Source organism: Novosphingobium sp. ERN07 (assembly GCF_012641335.1).
GTDB lineage: Bacteria > Pseudomonadota > Alphaproteobacteria > Sphingomonadales > Sphingomonadaceae > Novosphingobium.
On sequence record NZ_JABAID010000001.1, the window covers coordinates 588,421 to 609,079 of the forward strand.

26 protein-coding genes are annotated in these 20,659 nt (G+C 61.1%); 17 read left to right on the forward strand and 9 right to left on the reverse strand.

Features of this window, described 5'->3' with window-relative positions:
* Nucleotides 1-111 precede the first annotated feature (111 nt).
* Nucleotides 112-306, reverse strand: a complete 195-nt coding sequence (locus tag HGI47_RS02895) for a hypothetical protein (protein ID WP_168851232.1) — start codon at nucleotides 304-306, stop codon at nucleotides 112-114.
* Between HGI47_RS02895 and HGI47_RS02900 the strand changes: the two genes are divergently transcribed.
* Both HGI47_RS02900 and polA read left to right on the forward strand, forming a co-directional pair.
* Complete coding sequence (locus HGI47_RS02900) at nucleotides 305-520, forward strand: hypothetical protein (protein WP_168851233.1); 216 nt, start codon at nucleotides 305-307, stop codon at nucleotides 518-520. The two genes, HGI47_RS02895 and HGI47_RS02900, sit on opposite strands and share 2 nt — an antisense overlap.
* A gap of 56 nt (nucleotides 521-576) precedes the next feature.
* On the forward strand, nucleotides 577-3,414 hold the full coding sequence (gene polA / locus HGI47_RS02905) for a DNA polymerase I (RefSeq protein ID WP_168851234.1): 2,838 nt from the start codon (nucleotides 577-579) through the stop codon (nucleotides 3,412-3,414).
* A gap of 138 nt (nucleotides 3,415-3,552) precedes the next feature.
* Here polA and HGI47_RS02910 read toward each other — a convergent pair whose 3' ends face one another.
* Nucleotides 3,553-4,251 (reverse strand): hypothetical protein, encoded by a 699-nt coding sequence (locus HGI47_RS02910; protein ID WP_168851235.1) that lies wholly within the window; start codon nucleotides 4,249-4,251, stop codon nucleotides 3,553-3,555.
* Between the two features lie 173 nt (nucleotides 4,252-4,424).
* On the opposite strand from HGI47_RS02910, the gene HGI47_RS02915 reads away from it, so the two are divergent.
* Nucleotides 4,425-5,933 carry a YifB family Mg chelatase-like AAA ATPase gene (locus HGI47_RS02915; protein ID WP_168851236.1) on the forward strand — a complete coding sequence of 503 codons (1,509 nt, stop codon included), beginning with the start codon at nucleotides 4,425-4,427 and terminating at the stop codon, nucleotides 5,931-5,933.
* Between the two features lies 1 nt (nucleotide 5,934).
* Here the strand turns inward: HGI47_RS02915 and HGI47_RS02920 are convergent, their stop codons facing one another.
* Nucleotides 5,935-6,183 (reverse strand): GlsB/YeaQ/YmgE family stress response membrane protein, encoded by a 249-nt coding sequence (locus tag HGI47_RS02920; protein ID WP_168851237.1) that lies wholly within the window; start codon nucleotides 6,181-6,183, stop codon nucleotides 5,935-5,937.
* Nucleotides 6,184-6,678: 495 nt separating this feature from the next.
* Between HGI47_RS02920 and HGI47_RS02925 the strand changes: the two genes are divergently transcribed.
* From HGI47_RS02925 to HGI47_RS22860, 3 genes are all read left to right on the forward strand, one after another.
* Nucleotides 6,679-8,682 (forward strand): ribonucleoside-diphosphate reductase subunit alpha, encoded by a 2,004-nt coding sequence (locus HGI47_RS02925; RefSeq protein ID WP_168851238.1) that lies wholly within the window; start codon nucleotides 6,679-6,681, stop codon nucleotides 8,680-8,682.
* Between the two features lie 304 nt (nucleotides 8,683-8,986).
* Nucleotides 8,987-9,274, forward strand: coding sequence for a hypothetical protein (locus HGI47_RS22170; RefSeq protein ID WP_206065929.1), 288 nt, complete (start codon nucleotides 8,987-8,989; stop codon nucleotides 9,272-9,274).
* A gap of 117 nt (nucleotides 9,275-9,391) precedes the next feature.
* A complete protein-coding gene (locus HGI47_RS22860; protein WP_370521605.1) occupies nucleotides 9,392-9,973 on the forward strand; it encodes a PepSY domain-containing protein in 582 nt (193 codons plus the stop codon).
* A 254-nt stretch (nucleotides 9,974-10,227) separates the two neighbouring features.
* On the opposite strand, the gene HGI47_RS02940 is transcribed toward HGI47_RS22860, so the two are convergent.
* Nucleotides 10,228-10,476: a DUF2171 domain-containing protein gene (locus HGI47_RS02940; protein WP_168851362.1), complete on the reverse strand. Its 249-nt coding sequence runs from the start codon at nucleotides 10,474-10,476 to the stop codon at nucleotides 10,228-10,230.
* 189 nt (nucleotides 10,477-10,665) lie between these two features.
* Nucleotides 10,666-10,806: a hypothetical protein gene (locus HGI47_RS02945; RefSeq protein ID WP_168851240.1), complete on the reverse strand. Its 141-nt coding sequence runs from the start codon at nucleotides 10,804-10,806 to the stop codon at nucleotides 10,666-10,668.
* A 70-nt stretch (nucleotides 10,807-10,876) separates the two neighbouring features.
* Between HGI47_RS02945 and HGI47_RS02950 the strand changes: the two genes are divergently transcribed.
* From HGI47_RS02950 to HGI47_RS02980, 7 genes are all read left to right on the forward strand, one after another.
* Nucleotides 10,877-11,932: a ribonucleotide-diphosphate reductase subunit beta gene (locus HGI47_RS02950; RefSeq protein ID WP_168851241.1), complete on the forward strand. Its 1,056-nt coding sequence runs from the start codon at nucleotides 10,877-10,879 to the stop codon at nucleotides 11,930-11,932.
* Nucleotides 11,933-12,071: 139 nt separating this feature from the next.
* Nucleotides 12,072-12,512, forward strand: coding sequence for a Panacea domain-containing protein (locus HGI47_RS02955; protein WP_168851242.1), 441 nt, complete (start codon nucleotides 12,072-12,074; stop codon nucleotides 12,510-12,512).
* Between the two features lie 11 nt (nucleotides 12,513-12,523).
* On the forward strand, nucleotides 12,524-13,216 hold the full coding sequence (locus tag HGI47_RS02960) for a hypothetical protein (RefSeq protein WP_168851243.1): 693 nt from the start codon (nucleotides 12,524-12,526) through the stop codon (nucleotides 13,214-13,216).
* 27 nt (nucleotides 13,217-13,243) lie between these two features.
* Nucleotides 13,244-13,483, forward strand: coding sequence for a DUF2442 domain-containing protein (locus HGI47_RS02965; RefSeq protein ID WP_168851244.1), 240 nt, complete (start codon nucleotides 13,244-13,246; stop codon nucleotides 13,481-13,483).
* A 99-nt stretch (nucleotides 13,484-13,582) separates the two neighbouring features.
* On the forward strand, nucleotides 13,583-13,984 hold the full coding sequence (locus HGI47_RS02970) for a nucleotidyltransferase substrate binding protein (protein WP_206065930.1): 402 nt from the start codon (nucleotides 13,583-13,585) through the stop codon (nucleotides 13,982-13,984).
* Nucleotides 13,981-14,286 (forward strand): nucleotidyltransferase domain-containing protein, encoded by a 306-nt coding sequence (locus HGI47_RS02975; RefSeq protein ID WP_168851246.1) that lies wholly within the window; start codon nucleotides 13,981-13,983, stop codon nucleotides 14,284-14,286. Before HGI47_RS02970 ends, HGI47_RS02975 begins: the two co-directional genes overlap by 4 nt.
* A gap of 13 nt (nucleotides 14,287-14,299) precedes the next feature.
* A complete protein-coding gene (locus tag HGI47_RS02980) occupies nucleotides 14,300-14,560 on the forward strand; it encodes a hypothetical protein (protein ID WP_168851247.1) in 261 nt (86 codons plus the stop codon).
* 19 nt (nucleotides 14,561-14,579) lie between these two features.
* Here the strand turns inward: HGI47_RS02980 and HGI47_RS02985 are convergent, their stop codons facing one another.
* Nucleotides 14,580-15,362, reverse strand: coding sequence for a hypothetical protein (locus tag HGI47_RS02985; protein WP_168851248.1), 783 nt, complete (start codon nucleotides 15,360-15,362; stop codon nucleotides 14,580-14,582).
* A gap of 262 nt (nucleotides 15,363-15,624) precedes the next feature.
* On the opposite strand from HGI47_RS02985, the gene ruvA reads away from it, so the two are divergent.
* Both ruvA and ruvB read left to right on the forward strand, forming a co-directional pair.
* Nucleotides 15,625-16,239: a Holliday junction branch migration protein RuvA gene (ruvA, locus tag HGI47_RS02990; RefSeq protein WP_168851249.1), complete on the forward strand. Its 615-nt coding sequence runs from the start codon at nucleotides 15,625-15,627 to the stop codon at nucleotides 16,237-16,239.
* 1 nt (nucleotide 16,240) lies between these two features.
* Entirely contained in the window at nucleotides 16,241-17,269 is a 1,029-nt protein-coding gene (gene ruvB, locus HGI47_RS02995) for a Holliday junction branch migration DNA helicase RuvB (RefSeq protein WP_168851250.1), read from the forward strand.
* 515 nt (nucleotides 17,270-17,784) lie between these two features.
* On the opposite strand, the gene HGI47_RS22535 is transcribed toward ruvB, so the two are convergent.
* Entirely contained in the window at nucleotides 17,785-18,435 is a 651-nt protein-coding gene (locus HGI47_RS22535; RefSeq protein ID WP_240949927.1) for a hypothetical protein, read from the reverse strand.
* On the opposite strand from HGI47_RS22535, the gene HGI47_RS22540 reads away from it, so the two are divergent.
* On the forward strand, nucleotides 18,428-18,502 hold the full coding sequence (locus HGI47_RS22540) for a hypothetical protein (protein WP_240949965.1): 75 nt from the start codon (nucleotides 18,428-18,430) through the stop codon (nucleotides 18,500-18,502). The two genes, HGI47_RS22535 and HGI47_RS22540, sit on opposite strands and share 8 nt — an antisense overlap.
* Before the next feature lie 86 nt (nucleotides 18,503-18,588).
* Here HGI47_RS22540 and ruvC read toward each other — a convergent pair whose 3' ends face one another.
* Nucleotides 18,589-19,065 carry a crossover junction endodeoxyribonuclease RuvC gene (gene ruvC / locus HGI47_RS03005; protein WP_168851252.1) on the reverse strand — a complete coding sequence of 159 codons (477 nt, stop codon included), beginning with the start codon at nucleotides 19,063-19,065 and terminating at the stop codon, nucleotides 18,589-18,591.
* Between the two features lie 34 nt (nucleotides 19,066-19,099).
* Nucleotides 19,100-19,864, reverse strand: a complete 765-nt coding sequence (locus HGI47_RS03010; protein WP_168851253.1) for a YebC/PmpR family DNA-binding transcriptional regulator — start codon at nucleotides 19,862-19,864, stop codon at nucleotides 19,100-19,102.
* Nucleotides 19,865-19,969: 105 nt separating this feature from the next.
* Here HGI47_RS03010 and HGI47_RS03015 point away from each other — a divergent pair, with 105 nt between their 5' ends.
* Nucleotides 19,970-20,659 carry a type II CAAX prenyl endopeptidase Rce1 family protein gene (locus tag HGI47_RS03015; RefSeq protein ID WP_168851254.1) on the forward strand — a complete coding sequence of 230 codons (690 nt, stop codon included), beginning with the start codon at nucleotides 19,970-19,972 and terminating at the stop codon, nucleotides 20,657-20,659.

Genomic DNA, 20,659 nt, shown 5'->3' on the forward strand with positions numbered 1-20,659 from the left:
CGGGCAGACCGAGTGAGGTCGGCCTCATTCTGACGCGCGCGCAAAAAGAAAGAGGCGCGGTCCGAAGACCACGCCTCTCTCTAACTCGCGTAATCTGCCTTAAGGCAAAGATTACATCGCAGCTTCCGAAGCTTCGGCAGCAGCTTCCGAGGCAGCGCCCGAAGCGTCAGCAGCAGCAGCCGAGGCATCGGCAGCAGCTTCAGTTGCTTCAACAGCAGCTTCGGTGGCTTCTTCAGCCGGCTTTTCCGAGCAGCCAGCGAGAGCGAAGGCGGTGCCGGCGACAGCGGCGAGGATGAGCTTGCGCATGCGTTACAATCCCTGGATTGAAGTGAACAGCGCCGGGCAAGCAGCCCGCCGCAAAGCCTACTCAGCCGGTAGACTTCGCGACCCAATTAATCGGCAATTCATCGCGTTGCAAGCACAAGACGAACGCAATCTGTCGCATCTCGTCTATCGCGCGGGCGAGTTTGCCTTTTTTTTGCCCGATTTCCGGGCTTTTGAGCTTTGCACAGGCCTGTGACAAAGTTGCGGCGGCAACCCCATGACGTGGCTCTTCCGCCCTGCTAACACCCCCGGATGAGCGAAAAGCAGCATCTCTATCTGGTCGACGGGTCGGCCTATATCTTCCGCGCCTATCACCGGCTGCCGCCGCTGACGAACCCCGTGGGAACGCCCGTTGGCGCGGTCTATGGCTATACCACGATGCTGTGGAAACTGGCCGAAGACCTGCACAAGGCCGATGGGCCGACGCATCTGGCGGTGATTCTCGACAAGGCGGGCACGTCGTTCCGCAACGACCTGTACGATCAGTACAAGGCCAACCGCCCGCCGCCGCCCGAAGATCTGGTGCCGCAGTTCCCGCTGATCCGGGATGCCACGCGCGCATTCAGCCTTGCCTGCATTGAGGAAGAAGGGCTGGAGGCCGATGATATCATCGCTTCCTATGCCCGCGCTGCTACGCTGCGTGGCTGGGACGTGACGATTGTGTCTTCGGACAAGGATCTGATGCAGCTGGTGGGCAAGTGCGGTGTGGGCGGCGGCTGCGTCGACATGCTCGACACCATGAAGAACCAGCGCATCGACATTCCCGAAGTGATCGAGAAGTTTGGCGTGCCGCCAGAGAAGGTAGGCGATGTGCTGGCGCTGATGGGCGATTCGGTGGACAACGTGCCCGGCATTCGCGGCATCGGACCGAAAACCGCCACAAAGCTGATTCAGGAGCATGGCGATCTCGAATCGGCGCTGGCCGCAGCGCCGGGGATGAAGGCGAGCAAGCTGCGCGAGAGCCTGATGGAGCAGGCCGAAATGGCGCGGCTTTCGCGCGTGCTGGTGCAGTTGAAGGAAGACTGCCCGCTGCCGATCCCGATCGAGGATTTCAAGCTGGACGTGATCCCGCGCGATCCGCTTGCGGCGTTCTTGGAGGAGCATGGTTTTACCAGCCTGTTGCGGCGGCTGGACGACGGCAAGGGCAGTCCGGGGCCGAAGACGCAGCTCAATCCGGCCAAGGTGGACAATGCGGCGGCTGCGGCGGCGCCGCAGGGCAATCGTCAGCCGTTGCCGTCATGGCCGGCGGTGGACCTTGCGGCTTATGCCTGCGTGCAGACGATGGACGAACTGCAGCGCTGGATCGCTCGCGCCTTTGCCGCGCGGGTGGTGGCGGTGGATACGGAAACCAGCGCGCTGGATGCGATGCGGGCCGATCTGGTGGGGGTGAGTCTTGCGCTTGGTCCCAACGATGCCTGCTATATTCCGCTGGGGCATGGCGGGGCCGACATGTTTGCCGAGAAGCCGGTGCAGGTGGACCGTGCCGAGGCGCTGGCCGCTTTGAAGCCGCTGCTGGAAAGCGATGCGGTTCTGAAAGTCGGGCAGAACATCAAGTATGACATCAACGTGCTGGCGCGGCATGGCGTGAACGTTGGCCCCATCGACGATACGATGGTTATGAGCTTCTGCCTTGATGCAGGCCGCAGCGAAGCGGGCGTGGGCGGGCATGGGATGGACGAACTGGCCGAGCGGCACCTGTTGCACACGACGATGAAGTTCAAAGATCTGTGCGGCACCGGCAAGAAGGCAATTTCGTTTTCCGAAGTGCCGCTGGCCGATGCCACGCGCTATGCCGCCGAGGATGCCGACGTGACGTGGCGTTTGCATCGGCTGTTCCAGCCCCGGCTGGTGGACGAGGCCGGAATGCGCATCTACAGCCGCGTGGACAGGCCGCTGGTGCCGGTTGTGGCGATGATGGAGCGCAACGGGATCAAGGTGGATCGGGAGCGACTGGCGGGCCTCTCAGCCGAGTTCGCAACGCAGATTGCGCGGCTGGAAGGCGTGATTCACGAGAAGGCGGGCATGGCCTTCACCATCGGCAGCCCGAAGCAGCTGGGCGAAGTGCTGTTCGACAAGCTGGGCTACAAGGGCGGGAAGAAGGGCAAGACCGGGCAGTATTCGACCGATCAGTCGGTGCTGGAAGGCCTTGCTGCGCAGGGTGCGGAAGTGGCCACGCTGGTGCTGGAGTGGCGTCAGCTTTCCAAGCTGAAGTCGACCTATACCGATGCGCTGCAGGCTGCGATCAACCCTGATACCGGGCGGGTGCATACCAGCTACAGTCTTGTTGGCGCGCAGACGGGGCGTTTGTCTTCCAACGAGCCGAATCTGCAGAACATCCCGATCCGCACCGAGATTGGTCGCCAGATCCGCGATGCCTTTGTGGCGGAACCGGGCAATGTGCTGCTGGCGGCGGACTATAGCCAGATCGAACTGCGGCTGGCCGCGCACATGGCCGATGTCCCCGCGCTGAAAGAGGCGTTCGCGGCGGGCGAGGACATTCACGCGCGCACCGCGATGGAAATGTTCGGGCATGTGGACCGCGATACGCGCGGGCGGGCCAAGACGATCAACTTCGCCATCCTGTACGGCATCAGCCGCTGGGGCCTTGGCGGGCGTCTGGGCGTGAGCGCGGACGAGGCGCAGGCGATGATCGACCGCTACTTCGAGCGCTTCCCCGGCATTCAGCGCTATATCCACGAAACGCTGGAGAGCGTGCGCGAGCGCGGCTATTCGGAAACGCTGTTCGGCCGCAAGACATGGTTCCCGCGCATCGGCTCCAAAAATCAGGCGGAGCGGCAGGGGAGCGAGCGTGCGGCGATCAACGCGCCGATTCAGGGCACGAGCGCTGACATCATCAAGCGCGCGATGGCCCGCATGATGCCCGCGCTGGCCGAAGCGGGGCTGCCCAATGTGAAGATGCTGCTGCAGGTGCACGACGAACTGGTGTTCGAACTGCCGGAGGGTGATGTTGCGGCGGCCAAGCCGGTGATCGAGCGGGTGATGGCGACGGCAGCGGAGCCTTCGGTGAAGCTGACGGTGCCGCTGGGCGTGGAGATTGGCACAGGGCTATCTTGGGGGGCGGCGCATTAGCCTGCATCCTTCGACAGGCTCAGGATGATGCTTCGACAGGCTCAGCACGAGTGGGTTGGGGTTTTTAACAGAGCGCTTCACAAGGTGCTGCACAAGGCCCGCTCGTGCTGAGCTTGTCGAAGCACGCAAGCCGACCCGTCAGTTCAAAGCCGCATATTTCCGCAGATCGTCCGCGGCCAGCATCAGCACCTCTTCGTGCGGGACCGAATTGGTCAACGCATAGAACGCCGCTGCCTTGTCGGCTGGCAGTCCCATCTCACGATAGTAATCGACGTAGGCGCGGTTGACCGGATCGTTGGCGGCGAAATCGTCGGGTTCGCGTCCGTCATCGTCGAGCCACGCATGGACGACGAAAGAAGCGTCGGGTGCTGCACTGCGGCTGGCGCCAGCAAGAAACAGCTCAACCGCGCCTGAACGGACCGACCCGTGTTCGGGCACATGGGTGGCGATGCCGTTCGCGCGGATCATGCGGCCGAGGCGCAGGTTGGCGAAATCATCCACCGTGCCGGGGCAGTCGGGCATTTCCAGCACGCGGATGCCAGGGAAGGCGCGCAGCATCTTCTGGAAATCGGCGGGCGAATAGCTGTCCGTTTCGGCCACCAGCGCCGCGCGCGTGCCATCGAGCACTTCGAAGGGGCCGAAACTGGCCACGCCCTGCACATCGGCGCGGTTCAAGCCGACGATGCGTTCGGAGCCGGGTTCGTAAACTTCGACGGTAGTCGTTTCGGTCCAGGTTACGCCGTCTTCCACCCACGTGCGGGTGCTGACCTCATGCGCGCTTGCCGGTTGGCAGGCGAGCAGGGCGCAGGTTGTAACAAGGGCGAGGCGGCGAAGCATGTCCTTTGCTTTCCGCCCAAGCGGATTGCTGAAGTGCCAAGGAATTGGGTTAAATTGCGTTCACCGTGATTTACGGATTGCACCGAAATACCTCGGAAATGGCAGCATCCCGCACCCAACTCGGATCTTTGCGCGCTACCCTCAGCAGATTCCCTTATCGGGCAGGAGGATGAATGGTCGCGCTGGTCTCCACGGTTGCCTATCTGGGGCTGGAGGCGCGTGGCGTGGAAGTGCAGTGCCAGGTCGCGCCGGGGATGCCCGCGTTTCGCGTGGTAGGCCTGCCGGACAAGGCCGTGGGCGAAAGCCGGGAGCGGGTTTCGTCGGCGCTTTCCGCACTGGGCCTGGCGCTCCCGCCAAAGCGAATCACGGTGAACCTTTCACCGGCAGACTTGCCCAAGGAAGGATCGCACTACGATCTGCCTATCGCGCTGGCGCTGCTGGCGGCAATGGGCGTGATCGATCTCGAACAGATTGCCGATTACGTGGCCGTGGGCGAACTGGCGCTGGATGGCCGCGTGCTGCCATCGCCGGGCGTGCTGCTGGCGGCAATCCACGCCAGCGGGCAGGATAAGGGGCTGATCTGCCCGGCGGCACAGGGGCCTGAGGCGCGCTGGGCCAGCGGGATCGATGTGATCGCCGCGCCTGACCTGATCGGGCTGCTCAACCACCTGAAAGGCACGCACCGGCTTCCACAGCCTGCGCAGGGCGTGGCAGAGCCACCGCGCCGCATGGCCGACCTCAAACAGGTGAAGGGGCAGGAAACCGCCAAACGCGCGCTGGAGATTGCGGCGGCTGGCGGGCACAACCTGCTGATGATCGGGCCGCCGGGCGCGGGCAAATCGCTGATGGCATCGTGCCTGCCGGGCATCCTGCCCGAACTGACCCCGGCAGAGGCGCTGGAAGTTTCGATGGTGGCATCGGTTGCGGGCACGCTGGAAGAAGGGCGGATCAGCCGCGCAAGGCCGTTTCGAGCGCCCCACCATTCGGCTTCGATGGCGGCGCTGACCGGCGGGGGGCTGAAAGTGCGCCCCGGCGAGGTGAGTCTGGCGCATCTGGGCGTGCTGTTTCTGGATGAACTGCCCGAATTTCAGCGCCCTGTTCTGGATTCGCTGCGGCAACCGCTGGAAACGGGTGAGGTTACCGTAGCGCGCGCCAATGCGCATGTGACCTTTCCGGCGCGGGTGCAGCTTATCGCGGCGATGAACCCTTGCCGTTGCGGGCATCTGGGCGATCCTGCGTTGGGATGCAGCCGCGCGCCGCGCTGTGCGGGGGATTACCAGTCGAAGGTTTCGGGGCCTCTGCTCGACCGGATCGACCTGCATGTTGAGGTCGATCCCGTCTCTGCCGCCGATCTGGCGCTGCCGCCACCTGCTGAAGGGTCGGATCAGGTTGCCGCTCGCGTGGCGCGGGCGCGCAGCGTGCAAGTGGTGCGGCTGGAAGGCAGCGGAATGCGCAGCAATGCCGAGTTGAACGGCGATATGCTGGACACTCATGCCACGCCAGATGATGCGGGGCGCAAACTGCTGGCCCAAGCCGCCGAAGCGATGCGCCTGTCCGCGCGCGGCTATACACGGATGCTGCGCGTGGCGCGGACGATTGCGGACCTTGCAGGGGCCGAGACGGTGGGGCGCATTCATGTGGCCGAGGCTTTGAGTTACCGCAGAATTGCGCCGAGGGCCTGAGTTAAAGACTGCGCCCAAGGAAGATCAGCACCATCGCGCCGATGACTGAGGCGAGGCAGCCTGCGCGGTTCACGCCTTCGCCAAAGGTGCCGCCCGAACGCCAGCTTGCAAACAGGCCCGCCACCAGTGCGCCGCCCACGCCCAGTAGGATCGTCTTGAGCAGGCCCAGATCGACCGCGCCGGGATAAAGGAACCGCGCCAGCACGCCGACCACCAGCCCGGTGAAGACGATCGAGATCAGATTCAGCACGTATGCACTCCGTTCCTGTGGACACATCATATGGTGCCGGTTGACCGGTTCTTGTCCACAATTTGGTGATGCGGACCAAAAATAATCCAACGAACGTCATTTCCCTCTTGAAGTGCCGCTTCCCCCGCGCGTCGCTGCACTGCAGCATGGCGTGCGTGGCGACGAAACGAATCGGGCGTGCGACGAATCGAGTCTGCCTGCGGATCATTACCCTCTTGTGTCTGAATCCGGTTGAGGCACTATGGGTTGTGGTTCGGCTTCAGGGGAACCTCTAAACCTAGTTTGGAGCGCTTGGGCGTGTTTTTCGCGCAATGGCAGTGTTTTGCCAGCGTGAAGCACAAATGAGGCCATGATTTTGGATTTTGGAGCCGAGCGGGTGCGGGACAATAATGTTCCACTTTCGTTCTGACTCCTGTAGGGTCGGGATGCAAGCCTGATTCGAGATTGGACTGATCGTCCGGCCACGTGCCGGGGTACGAAAACGGGGGTTGCGACGTGGATTTCAGGACTGGAGATGGCTCCGTGGTTGCGCAAGACGAACTGGCGTTGGCAAGCGCCCCGGAATCGACCGGTGAGGCGAAGGCAATGGATATGAACACCAAGGACGCAGGCAGCGATGCGCTGGTCGCCGGGATGGCGGCAACGGTTGCCGCTGCGGCTGTAGCCGCTGCGCCGGTCAGCGATTCCAAGAAGGTCAATCCGCGCCGCTTCACCATCGTGACCGATGACAGCCGCGATGCGCGCCTGACCGATTTCGGCAAGGATACGCTGGACGACCGCTATCTGCTGCCGGGCGAAAAGTATCAGGATCTGTTCGCGCGTGTGGCCGATGCCTATGCCGACGATCAGGAGCACGCCCAGCGGCTCTATGACTATATCTCGAAGCTGTGGTTCATGCCCGCAACGCCGGTGCTTTCGAACGGCGGCACCGGGCGCGGCCTGCCCATTTCGTGCTATCTGAACTCGGTGGATGACAGCCTTGAAGGCATCGTTGCCACGTGGAACGAGAACGTGTGGCTCGCCTCGCGCGGGGGCGGCATCGGCACCTATTGGGGGCAGGTGCGCGGCATTGGCGAGAGCGTGGGCCTGAACGGCAAGACCAGCGGCATCATCCCCTTCGTGCGCGTGATGGACAGCCTGACGTTGGCGATTTCGCAAGGGTCGCTGCGCCGTGGTTCGGCGGCGTGCTACCTTGATGTGTCGCACCCGGAAATCGAGGAGTTCCTCGAAATCCGCAAGCCGAGCGGCGACTTCAACCGCAAGGCGCTGAACCTGCATCACGGCGTGCTGCTGACCGACGAATTCATGGAAGCCGTGCGCGATGGTGCCGAATTCCACCTGCGCAGCCCCAAGGACGGCTCTGTGCGCAGCACGGTGGACGCGCGTTCGCTGTTCCAGAAGCTGGTCGAAACCCGCCTTGCCACGGGCGAGCCGTACATCGTGTTCAACGATACGGTGAACCGCATGATGCCCAAGCATCACCGCGATCTGGGGCTTAAGGTTTCAACCTCGAACCTCTGTTCAGAAATCACCCTGCCCACGGGGCGCGACCATCTGGGCAACGATCGCACGGCGGTGTGCTGCCTGTCCTCGCTCAACCTTGAAACGTGGGACGAATGGAACGGCGACAAGCGCTTTATCGAAGACGTGCTGCGTTTCCTCGACAACGTGCTGCAGGACTATATCGACCGCGCGCCCAGCGAAATGGCCCGCGCCAAGTATTCGGCCATGCGCGAACGCAGCGTCGGCATGGGCGTGATGGGCTTCCATTCGTTCCTGCAGATGAAGGGCATCGCGTTTGAAAGCGCGATGGCCAAGGCGTGGAACCTCAAGATGTTCAAGCACGTCGCCGCCAAGGCCGACGAGGCTTCGCTGATGCTGGCGCAGGAACGCGGGCCGTGCCCCGATGCCGCCGACATGGGCGTGATGCAGCGCTTTTCGTGCAAGATGGCAATTGCGCCGACCGCTTCGATCAGCATCATCTGCGGCGGCACCTCTGCCTGTATCGAGCCGATCCCGGCGAATATCTACACGCACAAGACGCTGTCCGGCTCGTTCGTGGTGAAGAACCCGTACCTGCAGAAGCTGCTGGCCGAAAAGAGCAAGGATTCCACCAACGTGTGGAACTCGATCCTCGAACACGGCGGATCGATCCAGCACCTCGATTTCCTCAGCCCCGATGAAAAGGCGATCTACAAGACCAGCTTCGAGATCGACCAGCGCTGGCTGCTGGAATTCGCGGCAGACCGCACGCCCTTCATCGATCAGGCCCAGTCGCTGAACCTCTATATCCCGGCAGACGTGGACAAGTGGGATCTGATGATGCTGCACTTCCAGGCGTGGGAAAAGGGCATCAAGAGCCTGTACTATCTCCGCTCGAAGTCGGTCCAGCGCGCCGGGTTTGCCGGCGGCGTTGAGGCGGACAACACCTCCGCCGCGCCCAAGATCGAGCTTTCGGCGGGCGAGACGGATTACGAGGAATGTCTGGCCTGCCAGTAACTTAGATTTGTTTCTGTGGAAAAGCGGACAACTTACAGTGGCGTCGATTCGTCGGCGCGGCTGGTAAACGGTATTTAAAGAGTTGGTTCGAGTCGTAAGACAAGAATCAAAAAGGGGAAGGAAGTCTTTCGACAACCTTCCCCGTGCAAGCTGAACGACAAGTGTGACGAGCAGCCCGCTTGGCAGCTCCTGACTCGCATGGCTTGTCGTTCTGGTCAACCTGATGTCTCCGGCATCAGGTGGGAGACCTTGTGGATAAGCCTGTCGATTTTTTTCCGGCAGCGCCTGCCATGAGTCATATCTCATGACTTTGCTTGCAGCAGCTCGTGCTCAAACGGAATTTCCGTTGCATGGGTTTCGTCGATCAACGCGTCTGTCCGGGGAGCAGCGCGGCAAGAAAGTCACTAAGATGAACTACTACAACGCACGCAAGCCTATCGGCACCACCGCACGCACTGGCGAAGTTTGCCCCGAGTCCGGGGTCTGGCAGTCCATTGATACGCCTTCCACGACTGCCCCTATTGCCAAGGGGAACCGCATGCCTCCTCATAACGGCAAGTCGGTGACTTGGAAGCTGGTGCGTCACGCTTGATAAGGATTGGAGGGCCTGAGCTTCAGGCCCTCCAATCTCGACGGGTCATTGCGGATTGTGCACTCTATATCTTGCGCTTGCTGGAGAGCCTGTGCCGACATATTGTGTATTTCGCCTGTGGATGACGTTTCTCCATATCTACCATGCGCTTCGAATTACGGTATTCTCAACCCATGTTCAGTCGCGCAATTCCGTTACATCCCGCGACATTTCGCGGCTTGCGCCCTGCCGCTCCGTTCGGCCATTTGCGCGTGTCCGGCTCGATCCCGGCTGGGACGCAAATGGGGGCGACTTGTTCGCCGGGAACGGAAGGAATTGATGATGCGCAAGTGGCACCGCTGGATCACGGTGTTTTTCGGCGTGTTCATGCTGTGGATGGCCTTTACGGGCGTTGCCAGCCATGTGACCGCGCTTTGGCCTTCGGGCGAACAGGCCGGGCCGCCGCCTGTGCCGCAGGGCTTCGTCTGCCCCGAAACGATGATGTGCCGGCCCAAGGCGCCTCCGGGCGGCATGAAGTCGCTCGTCGGTTGGTTCCACCATCTGCATTCGGGCGAGGAATTCGGGCCGGTGGGCACGGCGATCTCGCTGATGACAGGCTTCGCGCTGCTGTTCTTCAGCATTTCGGGCCTGTGGATGTATTTCTCGATGTGGAAGAACCGCAAGGATCGCAGCCTGAAACCCGGCTGGTTCTGGAAATAAGCGAAAATCGCGGCACCGGCCCGCTCCCCCAGCCCGGCTGCCCTCGCGGTATGCTCTGGGTGGCCGGGCCGGGGGAGCGGGCCGGTGCCGCAAGCCTTCCGCGGATGCGGAAGGCGCACCACGCAAAAAAGAAGAACGCCCCGCTTTTCAGCGAGGCGTCTCCCGGCCGCGTGGCGCAGCCTGGTCCCGAAGGGGGCGGGACGTTCGTGCAGCCGGGAGCAAGGCTGCACGAAACCTGCGCCTTCCTCCAGGGCCTATTTCTCTTCCAGCATACCCCAGGCCGTATCGCCGTTTGCCGAAAGGCGAACGCGATCGCCTTCCACACCGGCAACCAGCCCGCACGAGAGGTAATGATGGTGGCCCTCATGGGTTCCACCTTCGAAGCCCGCGCCGGAATCCTTTTTGGTCAGCTTGATCCGGTCGCCCTCGATACCATCGACGGTGCCGATGTGGGCGCCGTCAGCGCCGATCACTTCCATGTGTTCGCGGATGCGGCTTTTCATGTCGTGATCGGTGCCAGAGCCGCCGCCCATCTGGCCGCTGCCCTGCTGGAACTGCTCCTGTTGGCCGGGATGTTGGATATTCGCGCCGGTAACGTTGCGCGAGTCGTTCGGCTCATATTCGCCCATGACAATTCTCCTGTGGTTTCAGTTGGTTATAGGGCGTGCGCCACACTGCGCCGCCATGCCACCTCAACCGCCGCCGCCAGCGCCCGTTCCGCCAAGCACCCCGGCATAGCGCCAACCCGCGCGGCCCGCGCGCCGGGCCGAAGCGACCTGCCCCAAAGCGCACGATTCCCGGCGGTGGAAAACCCCGTCACTATCCCCGGCCAAGGCCCCCGCCCGCCTTTCGCCGCAAGCCGCCAGACCTTACATTAAAAGAATCAGCACAGGATATCCGCCCATGCCTCTTCTCGAAGCCCGCCCGACCTACAAGCCTTTCGAATATCCGTGGGCCTATGAATTCTGGAAGCGCCAGCAGCAGGTGCACTGGCTGCCTGAGGAAGTGCCGCTGGGCGAGGACTGCCGCGACTGGGCGCAGAAGATTTCCGAGCATGAGCGCAACCTGCTGACGCAAATATTCCGCTTCTTCACGCAGGCCGACGTGGAAGTGCAGAACTGCTACCACGAGCAGTACGGCCGCGTGTTCAAGCCGACCGAGATCAAGATGATGCTGACCGCGTTTTCAAACATGGAAACGGTGCACATCGCGGCCTACAGCCACCTGCTTGACACCATCGGCATGCCCGAAAGCGAATACGGCATGTTCCTCGAATACGAGGAGCTGAAGGCCAAGCACGATTATCTGCAGCAGTTCGGCGTGGACACGGACGAGGATATAGCCCGCACGCTCGCCATGTTCGGCGGCTTTACCGAAGGGCTGCAGCTTTTCGCCAGCTTCGCCATGCTGATGAACTTCCCGCGCTTCAACAAGATGAAGGGCATGGGCCAGATCGTGAGCTGGTCGGTCCGCGATGAATCGCTGCACTGCGAAGGCATCACCCGCCTGTTCCACGCCTTTGTGAAGGAACGGGGCTGCCTGACCAAGGCGGTGAAGGAAGACATCATCGATTGCTGCCAGAAGACGGTGCGACTGGAAGATGCCTTCATCGATCTGGCCTTTGAACAAGGCCCGGTGCCGGGCATGAGCGCCAAGGACATCAAACGCTACATCCGCTACATCGCCGACTGGCGTCTGGGCCAGTTGGGCTTCCAGCCGATCTACATGATCGAAGACCACCCCCTGCCGTGGCTCGCCCCGCTGCTGAACGGCGTGGAACACGCCAACTTCTTCGAAACCCGCGCGACGGAATATTCGAAAGCCGCCACGCGCGGTGACTGGAACACCGTGTGGACCAGCTTTGACAAGCGCCGCAGCGCAAAGAGCGCCGCGAATGTGGAAGTGCCGGTTGAGGTGGAGGTGGATATGTTTGGCGGCGCGGGGATTGCGGCGGAGTAGATTGACGAAATCAATCAAATGGCGTAGAACGAAATGGGAACAAAGGCTGGAATACTTCATTCGTGTGGGTCAGTGAATGTATGATGTGAGAGACATCACGAACTTCATTCTCGAGTTTGCGGATCGTCGTGGACTTAGGATGACAAATCTTGCCCTGCAGAAGTTGCTCTACTTTGCCCATGGCTGGTTCTACGCCATGTATGATAAGCCTTTGGTAAAAAGCAAGTTTGAGGCTTGGAAGTATGGCCCAGTTCAAAGGGTCATATACGATCAGTTCAAAGCGTTTCGAGATCAGCCAATTCGCGACGTAAAAGCTACATATATTGACCCTTTAACTGGTGAGTCAGTATACAGGCCGCATAACGTTGAATCTCAACATGCATCTATGATTGAGTTAGTGCTGGAGCAATACGCACAATATACGGCCAATCAATTGGTTGAAGCTTCACATGTGGAAGATGGTCCTTGGGAGTATGTCTGGCAGCAGGCAGACGATTCAATTTATCCTGGTATGAAGATCCCAGACGCACTTATTCTTGATCACTTTCGACGGATAACGCCTGTCGTCACACTGCATTAAGGAGATAACCTTTGTCTCGTACGGTAGATATCATTGATGCAGCCAGAATGACGGCTTCGACGTCTCGAGAAACGACATCTCGTGTCAGTCAATATTTTGGTGATGCAGGCCCGTTCAGTTATGGCGGTGTGAGGAAGCTAACGCCTATTTTGCTGGGAGGTACGCTGCCCTACACAGTGGCAGTCAGTGGTCTTGAAAAGATCAAGTTCGACTTAGCACGAAAGTGTAACCTTGAGGTTGCACAGCTCATTGCAAAATGTGAGACTTTCTGCGGAAGCACCTTTTACCCGCTGAAAAAGATAGTGTACGCAGTGGATCGAGATTTCTCGTTAAGCCTCCGTCCCGAGACTGTCGCTGTTGTTAATGGGATACCGAATCTCATTTTTCTACAACCACGGAAAAACCCGACCCCTTGGGCTTATAATTCATCTTTTATGCGCCGGGTGCTTGAGGAAGTTTACGCAGATTACTTTGATGAATTCAAGATTTGGCTTATCGATACTGAGGCGGTCATAGGAAATGTGCGTCAGTTAGCACTTGTCGACTTACAGTCCGTTCCTTCTATGTCAGAACGGGAATTTACCCGTAGAATTGCATCGCTTCGCCAAGCTTGGCGACTTCACCTCATGGGGCCGAAGCAAAAACGCCAAAAGCCTGATCGGCCAGATCATCGCCAGACTGGCTTTGGGTTTTTGGAAGAATGAAACTGTCGTTAGTCAAATAGCTCAAAGATGGGTAACGCCCCCTCGCCTTTGTCTGCGCATTTTGATGAACACAATTTGTGGGTCGAACTGATCGACGGCCGCACACTCGGTGTGCCCCTTACATGGTTTCCGCGTCTGCTCCATGCATCAGAATCAGACAGGTTGGCGTTCTTCCTGAGCCGCGATGGCATCCATTGGGATGAACTGGACGAGGACATTTCGGTCGAGGGACTGCTCAGCGTGTCCCTGCACAGACCTTTTACTTAACTGCTGGTGCTGCTGCCCACCCCCGACGCCTCCCGCCTGCGGGAGGGGGGCCGCGACCGGCACTTGCCCCGCGCTCTGCAATGATGGCACATGCTTACCATGTCGCTTGACTTCGCCCCCCTCGCAAAAGCCGTCGCCCGTCTTGACGAGGGGCTTGTCCGGTTCCTTGCTGACCAGAGCGATGCGCAGATTCGAGATGGGCTGATCCAGCGGTTCCAGTTTACCTACGACCTTGCCCACAAGATGCTGCGGCGGGCGCTGGAGGAGGCTTCGGCCAATCCTGAGGAGATTGACCGGCTGACCTTCCCCACTTTGATCCGCACCGGGGTGGAGCAAGGGCTGGTCGCCGGGGAATGGGCCGATTGGCGCATGTTCCGCGAGATGCGCAACATCACCTCGCACACTTATGACGAGGCAAAGGCCTTGCAGGTCGTGGCGGCGATCCCGGCGTTTCTGGCCGAGGCGCAGGGGTTGCTGGCGCGTCTGGAAGCGCGGGCGTGACTGATGCCCTGAGGCTTGCGCCGGACGAACTGGCGCAGGTGCGGGAGATTCTGTCGCGCTGCTTGCCCGAAGGCGTGTCCGTCCGCGTGTTCGGCAGTCGTGCCAGCGGCGCTCCCAAGGCATGGTCGGACCTTGATCTGGCGCTGGACGGTCGTGAGGCTCTGCCGCTGTCCTTGCTGGCGATACTGCGCGAAGCGTTCGATGAATCGCCATTGCCGTGGAAAGTCGATCTGGTGGACTATCGCAGCGTATCGCCTGAATTCGCTGCGATCATTGACCGGGACAGCGTGCCGCTTTTCTGACTATAGCCCCGTCATGGAACTCGACGACCAACTTCGCCGCTATTTCGGCACCGACGATCTTGCTGCTGTCTCGCCTGCCGTGATGGAGGCGGGGGTGGAGAAGATGCTGGTCGATTTCGGGCTGGAGAAGGATGGCGCGCGGCGGTTCGGGCTGTGGACGCTGCTGCACATGCTTGGCCATGCGCCCGATCTGGACGTGGCGTTCGAAGACGCGGCGGATCGTGATGCGGCGCGCAATTTCATGGATCTGATGGACCGGGCGGGCGGCGGTTAAGCGCGCCCGGTCCCGGACATCATTTGACGAGATTGGCCGTGAGGCACTTGTCGGGGAAGTCGCTGACAAGGATGCGGCAGGTCATTGGTGCCGGTAAGACCGCGGCCATCTGCTCCTGACTCAGCGGATACCATCCGTTGCCAGCCGGAGTTTCCTTTGGCGTGATGGTGACCTCAAGCACCTTGTGCCAGCGCGTGTAAGTGTACCCGCCTTCATAGGACACTTCCGTCGCCTTCTGGATTTCGTTTTCGATCTGGCTTTGCGTGGTGATGCCGTGCGTGATCGAATCGGACAGCGATCCGGTGACTTCGGCTGAAAAGCCGAACCCTGAGGCCGATGCTGTGGCTGAAACGCTGCGATCGACGGTCTTCGAGAACTCGCTCATCGAACTCGTCGAGGTGACGAAGGTTTCCTGCATAGATGCCTTCATGGTGTCGGTATACCCGGTCGCCTTTTCCACCTGATGCCAGCAGTAGGTTTCGGTCACGTCCCACACAAGAAGCGAAGGGGCATCGTGATTCACATAGGGTTGCAACGTGTGATCCGCGTTCAGGATCTGCCGACCATCCCCAAGGGTGATCCCTAAAAAGGCGGAATACGGATTGGCTGGTATTAGGATGGGCCGCCCGCCAGACAGTTCAAGTGCGACCCAGGGCTGAAAGGGCATGACGATCTGCCTTGTCTGCGAAGCATCACGTACCACCGACGTGCGAGTGATCAGGTCGTATGGTGTGTTCGCCAGCAGTGGTGGCGAACTGCCATCGTATTTCAATGTGGTATCGGCCGTTGCGGTATCGCTCATCGTGATGGTCTCCCCTGTTCGTTGCGCAGCCTGCATCGGGCGCACGCTGCGCAACGAAGGTGTCAGGTCGGACATGAATCACCAGACGCAGTGCGGCCTTGGTGGAGGGATTGAATCGCGATTTTGCTCAGAATGCGGCTCAAGTGTTTGAAAACAGGATTTATCCTTTGCCGCTGATTCCGATGCAACTCTCGTTGCTCCGGCACTGGCGGTTCCCGGTCGCTCTTGCGCTGGGCAGGTTGGCCGTGCATAGGAACAAACCATGATCGCGAAGCTTACCGGCATTCTTGATGACACAGGCCCTGATTGGGCGGTGATCGACGCTAACGGTGTCGGTTATCTCGTCCACTGTTCGGCCAAGACGCTCAGCCATCTGGGCATCCGAGGGGACCGGGTGGTGATCCACACGGAAATGCAGGTGAGCGAAACTGACCAGCGCCTGATCGGCTTCACCAGCGCCGGAGAGCGGGCGTGGTTCCGGCTGTTGACGGCGGTGCAGGGTGTGGGTTCCAAAGTGGCGCTGGCGATCCTCTCGGCGCTTTCGGTTGAAGAACTGCAACGCGCCTGTGCGCAGGGTGACAGTGCGATGGTGGCGCGCGCGAACGGCGTGGGGCCAAAGCTGGCGAGCCGCATCGTCAATGAGTTGAAGGACAAGGCGGGCGGGCTTGCTGGCTATGCCTCGCCGGCTGGTGCGGGCGGTGAGGGCTTTGCGCCCCTTCCGGGGAATGCTGCCGCCGATGCCGTTTCAGCATTGCAGAACCTTGGCTTCAAGCCTGCCGTCGCCAGCAGCGCTGTGGCGACAGCGGTGAAGGATCTTGGCGAGGACGCCGGGCTGAACGATCTGGTGCGCGTGGCGTTGAAGAGGGCAGCGGGATAGGATGACCGACAACCCTCTCCTCACGCCAGAACGCATGGTCGATGATCAGGACGCCGCGCTTCGGCCCAAGACGCTGGCGGAATTCGTCGGGCAGGCGGCGGCGAAAGACAATTTGCAGGTGTTCATCGAAAGCGCCCGGATGCGGCGCGAGGCGATGGATCATGTGCTGTTCTTCGGGCCGCCGGGGCTGGGCAAGACCACGCTGGCGCAGATCATCGCGCGCGAACTGGGCGTCAACTTCCGCTCCACATCCGGGCCGGTCATCGCCAAGGCGGGGGATCTGGCGGCGCTGCTGACCAATCTCGAACATGGCGATGTGCTGTTCATTGACGAGATTCATCGGCTCAATCCCGTGGTCGAGGAAGTGCTCTATCCGGCGATGGAGGACCGCGCGCTTGATCTGATGATCGGGGAAGGGCCGTCGGCGCGTTCGGTACGGATCGATCTGCCGCCTTTCACGCTGATCGGGGCGACGACGCGGCAGGGCCTGCTGCAAACGCCGTTGCGCGACCGCTTTGGCATTCCGGTACGGTTGCAGTTCTATTCGGTAGATGAACTGGAGCGCGTGGTGGCGCGCGGTGCTTCGTTGTTGGGCATCGGCATCGACAAGGGCGGTGCGACCGAGATCGCGCGCCGTTCGCGGGGCACGCCTCGCGTGGCAGGCCGACTGCTGCGCCGTGTGCGGGATTTTGCGCAAGTGGCGGGTGCGGAGAAGATCACCGCCAGTATCGCCGATAACGCGCTGACCCGGCTTGAGGTCGACAAGATCGGACTGGACCTTCAGGACCGGCGCTATCTGATGATGATCGCGGATATCTATAAAGGTGGGCCGGTGGGCGTGGAAACGCTGGCGGCTGGCCTTTCCGAACCGCGCGACACGATTGAGGAAGTGATCGAACCTTACCTGATCCAGTTGGGCCTGATCGCCCGCACTGCGCGGGGGCGCTGTCTGAACGATCGCGGCTGGCAGCATCTGGGGCTTACGCCGCCAACGGGCCAAATGCCGGGCCTGTTCGATTCGGGCGACTGAGCGGATGCTGCCGTTTGTTCCGCGTCGGATTTGAAAGACTCAGGCCTCATTCGGTCCCAAACTGGCACAGAGTTAACCGGCAGTGCGCCGCGGTCCCATTTTCGGGCAGATTCACGCCCAGTAAAGGGGTTAACGGCATTGCCCTTGGGGGTGCCATCTGCGTTGATCGATCTGTCAGGAAAGCAAAGTATGGCGTTAACCCGCTTCTGCTAGTCGGCTTTCCCAGGGAAAACGAAGGCAACGATCATGTCGGTTCGGATGGCATTGGCAAAACTGGCAGCAGCAGCAGCGGGCGGGGCTATGCTCGGCGGCGGCGCTGTTCACGTATCGGAGGCCCCCTCGACTGGGGAAATCCATCACGTAAAGCCGGTCAAGGTCAAAAAGGCGAAGCCTGTAAAGCGGGTTGTAGCTCGCCGCGCCGCGCCGCGTGAGGTGCATCGTGCGCGCCGGGTTGTTACAACGACGACCACGCGGACGTGCGAACCAGCCCAGCAGATGGCGATGGTGCCCGTGCCCTACATGCCGCCGATGCCTCCGCAGCAGATGGCGGGTGGCGGCGGTGGCGGCGTGCCCGTGGTGATCGGCGGTGGCGGCCTTGGCGGCTTCGGCGGCGGTTTCTTCGGCGGCTTCTTTGGCGGCGGTGGTGGTAGCAGTGGCGGTGGTAGCGTGGTGATCTCCTCCACCAGCACAGGTTCGACGTCCACGTCAGGCGGTTCAACGTCGAGTTCGGGCGGCTCGACCTCGTCAACCACTGGTGGCGTGTCCACTTCAACCGGCGGTGTATCGACCTCGACGTCGACTGGCGGTGTGTCTACTTCGACCGGCGGTGTTTCCACCTCTTCTTCGACATCGTCGGGCAACGTCAGCACGTCTTCGGGCAATGTGTCGTCGTCGAGCGGGAACGTTTCGACCTCAAGTGGAAACGTGAGCACCTCGTCAGGAAATGTGACCAGCAGTTCGTCGACTTCGACGTCGTCCGGCAACGTCACGTCCAGTTCGTCGACATCGTCTTCGACCTCTTCGTCGACCTCAAGCTCCACTTCGAGCAGCACCAGCAGCTCGACCTCATCCTCCACCTCGTCGTCGACGTCTTCAAGCTCGAACGGATCGACCTCGACCTCGTCGACCAGCAGCGGCACCGAAGTGCCCGAACCATCGATGATCATTCTCTTTGGCGCGGCCGCAGCAGGGCTGGTGGCACGCCGCCGGTTCGGCAAAGTTAAGCAAGCCTGATTGGATGTTATCGCCTGCTGCGGCGGGTGAACGGGAAGGGCGGCATCCGGGGGGAGCCGCCCTTTTTTACATTCTGAGAATGTCCGTCAGCGGTGGCTGCCCAGCATATTGGCGTGGGTGATCGCCACGGCCAGCGCATCTGATGCGTCTTCCCCTGCAAGCTGAACGCCGGGCAGAAGAATTTTCAGCATGTGCTGGATCTGCTGCTTTTCTGCCCCGCCGGTGCCGACCAGCGCTTTCTTGATCACCTTTGTCGGGTATTCGGCCACAGGGATACCTGTGCGCGCAACCGCAACCATCGCCACGCCGCGCGCTTGTCCCAGCTTGAGTGTGGACTGCGGGTTTACGTTGACGAACACCTCTTCAACCGCACCGCTATCGGGTTTGTAGATATCGATCACCGCCGCAAGCGCTGAATCGAGTTCGACGAGGCGTTCGGCCATTGATGTCTTGGCATCGGTGCGAATCTGGCCATTGGCCACATGGCTGAGCCTGCTGCCAGACTTGGATATGACGCCCCAGCCTGTGCAGGTCAGGCCAGGGTCGATGCCGAGAATGATCATTTGCGATCCCCCCCTTTAGGGAGGACTGCAAAGATCAACCCAGCTTCTCCATCACTTCGTCCGGGATTTCGTAGTTCCCCCAGACGGTCTGGACGTCATCGTCATCGTCCAGCACGTCGATCAGCTTCAGCAACGTTGCTGCGTCGTCAGCCGATACCTCGGTCTTCATGTTGGGGCGCCACGCCAGCTTTACGCCTTCGGCTTCGCCAAGAACCTTTTCAAGTTCGCGGGCAACCTCGTGCAGGTTTTCCACCGCGACCCAGATCTGGTGGCTGCCGGGGTTTTCGTCGCCATCGCCCATGTCGGATTCGACATCATCCGCCCCTGCTTCGATTGCGGCTTCGAGAACCTTTTCCTCGTCGCCCACCTTGCCGGGATACTCGATCAGGCCAAGACGTTCGAAGCCGTGGCTGACCGCGCCCGATGCCCCAAGGTTGCCGCCGTTCTTCGAAAAGGCAGTGCGCACGTTGGTGGCGGTGCGGTTGCGGTTGTCGGTCAGCGCTTCGACGATGACGGCCACGCCGCCGGGGCCATAGCCTTCGTAGCGCACTTCTTCGTAGTTTTCGCCGTCGCCCTTCGATGCCTTGTCGATCGCGCGGGCGATGTTGTCCTTGGGCATGGACTGGGCCTTGGCCGCGTTGACCGCCGCGCGCAGGCGCGGGTTCATGTCAGGATCGGGCATTCCCATCTTGGCCGCCACGGTGATTTCGCGGCTGAGCTTGGAGAACTGTGCAGAGCGCTTTTTGTCCTGCGCGCCCTTGCGGTGCATGATGTTCTTGAATTTGGAATGGCCTGCCATGATCCGTCTTCTTGCGGGGTATGAGTCTGTCAGTGCCCCTAGCCGACACAAGCCGTTCGGGCAATCTATGTGGCGCGATGCCGATTTTGGCGGCATGAAGCGCGGATGCTGCGCTCTACGCTGAACGATCTCGTCGCTTTTCTCCGCAATCCGCGTCCGATGCAGGCTGACGGCCTGAACACCGATGGGGCCATCGCGCGCTGGCTGGTGCTGGCAGCGCTACAGATTGCGGTGCTGGGCGTGTTGGTGATGCCCCTGATACTGCTGTGGCAGAAGGCGTTCAATCTGCCATCGCCCAACGCTTTCGATGGAATGAGTCCGCTGGCGCTGTGGGGCGGTGCGGTGTTGCTGGCGCCTGTGTTGGAAGAGCTGTTTTTTCGGGGCTGGATGAGCGGACGGCCCGCCGCACTCTGGTTGATGGGCGTGCTGATTGCGGGGCTGGTGCTATTCGCGGCGCTGGGCCGTGGCAATGCGTTGGCAGCGGTCGCTATCGTGCTGTTGACGCTGATCGCAGCGGGCGTGGCCTGGTGGCGCACGCGGGGTGACAGGACGGTGCCCGGCTGGTTCGAACGCGCGTTCCCGTGGCTGTTCTATGGCGGCACCATCATCTTCGCGTTGATGCACGTGTTCAACTATCCGCAAGTGACGCTTGTTGTGCTGCCGATGGTGCTGCCGCAGTTCTGGACCGGGCTGATGCTGGCGCATATGCGCGTGCGGCTGGGCTTGTTTGCCGCCATCCTCAACCACATCGTATCGAATGCGATCATGCTGACGATGGCGCTGGCGACGTCCTGA